Annotated in this window: 1 rRNA gene; it reads left to right on the forward strand. The window is 56.4% G+C overall.

Going from position 1 to position 1,549, the window contains the following annotated elements:
- Positions 1-1,549, forward strand: a 23S ribosomal RNA gene (locus ACH4KB_RS37885); the annotation flags it as partial.

Below are 1,549 nucleotides of genomic sequence, written 5' to 3' on the forward strand. Positions count from 1 at the left end.
TGGATGGGTAGGGGAGCGTCGTGTGCCGGGTGAAGCAGCCGCGGAAGCGAGTTGTGGACGGTTCACGAGTGAGAATGCAGGCATGAGTAGCGATACACACGTGAGAAACGTGTGCGCCGATTGACTAAGGGTTCCTGGGTCAAGCTGATCTGCCCAGGGTAAGTCGGGACCTAAGGCGAGGCCGACAGGCGTAGTCGATGGACAACCGGTTGATATTCCGGTACCCGCTTTGAAACGCCCAGTACTGAATCAGGCGATGCTAAGTCCGTGAAGCCGGCCCGATCTCTTCGGAGTTGAGGGTAGTGGTGGAGCCGATGAACCAGACTTGTAGTAGGTAAGCGATGGGGTGACGCAGGAAGGTAGTCCAGCCCGGGCGGTGGTTGTCCCGGGGTAAGGGTGTAGCCCGTGTGGTAGGTAAATCCGTCACACGTTGAGGGTGAGACCTGATGCCGAGCCGATTGTGGTGAAGTGGATGATCCTATGCTGTCGAGAAAAGCCTCTAGCGAGTTTCATGGCGGCCCGTACCCTAAACCGACTCAGGTGGTCAGGTAGAGAATACCGAGGCGTTCGGGTGAACTATGGTTAAGGAACTCGGCAAAATGCCCCCGTAACTTCGGGAGAAGGGGGGCCATTCCTGGTGATAGCACTTGCTGCTTGAGCTGGGGGTGGCCGCAGAGACCAGCGAGAAGCGACTGTTTACTAAAAACACAGGTCCGTGCGAAGCCGTAAGGCGATGTATACGGACTGACGCCTGCCCGGTGCTGGAACGTTAAGGGGACCGGTTAGCTGCCTTTCGGGGTGGCGAAGCTGAGAACTTAAGCGCCAGTAAACGGCGGTGGTAACTATAACCATCCTAAGGTAGCGAAATTCCTTGTCGGGTAAGTTCCGACCTGCACGAATGGCGTAACGACTTCTCGACTGTCTCAACCATAGGCCCGGTGAAATTGCACTACGAGTAAAGATGCTCGTTTCGCGCAGCAGGACGGAAAGACCCCGGGACCTTTACTATAGTTTGATATTGGTGTTCGGTTCGGCTTGTGTAGGATAGGTGGGAGACTTTGAAGCGGCCACGCCAGTGGTTGTGGAGTCGTCGTTGAAATACCACTCTGGTCGTGCTGGATGTCTAACCTGGGTCCGTGATCCGGATCAGGGACAGTGTCTGATGGGTAGTTTAACTGGGGCGGTTGCCTCCTAAAGAGTAACGGAGGCGCCCAAAGGTTCCCTCAGCCTGGTTGGCAATCAGGTGTTGAGTGTAAGTGCACAAGGGAGCTTGACTGTGAGACCGACGGGTCGAGCAGGGACGAAAGTCGGGACTAGTGATCCGGCAGTGGCTTGTGGAAGCGCTGTCGCTCAACGGATAAAAGGTACCCCGGGGATAACAGGCTGATCTTCCCCAAGAGTCCATATCGACGGGATGGTTTGGCACCTCGATGTCGGCTCGTCGCATCCTGGGGCTGGAGTCGGTCCCAAGGGTTGGGCTGTTCGCCCATTAAAGCGGTACGCGAGCTGGGTTTAGAACGTCGTGAGACAGTTCGGTCCCTATCCGCTG

The organism is Streptomyces sp. NPDC017520 (genome assembly GCF_044329855.1).
Lineage (GTDB): Bacteria > Actinomycetota > Actinomycetes > Streptomycetales > Streptomycetaceae > Streptomyces.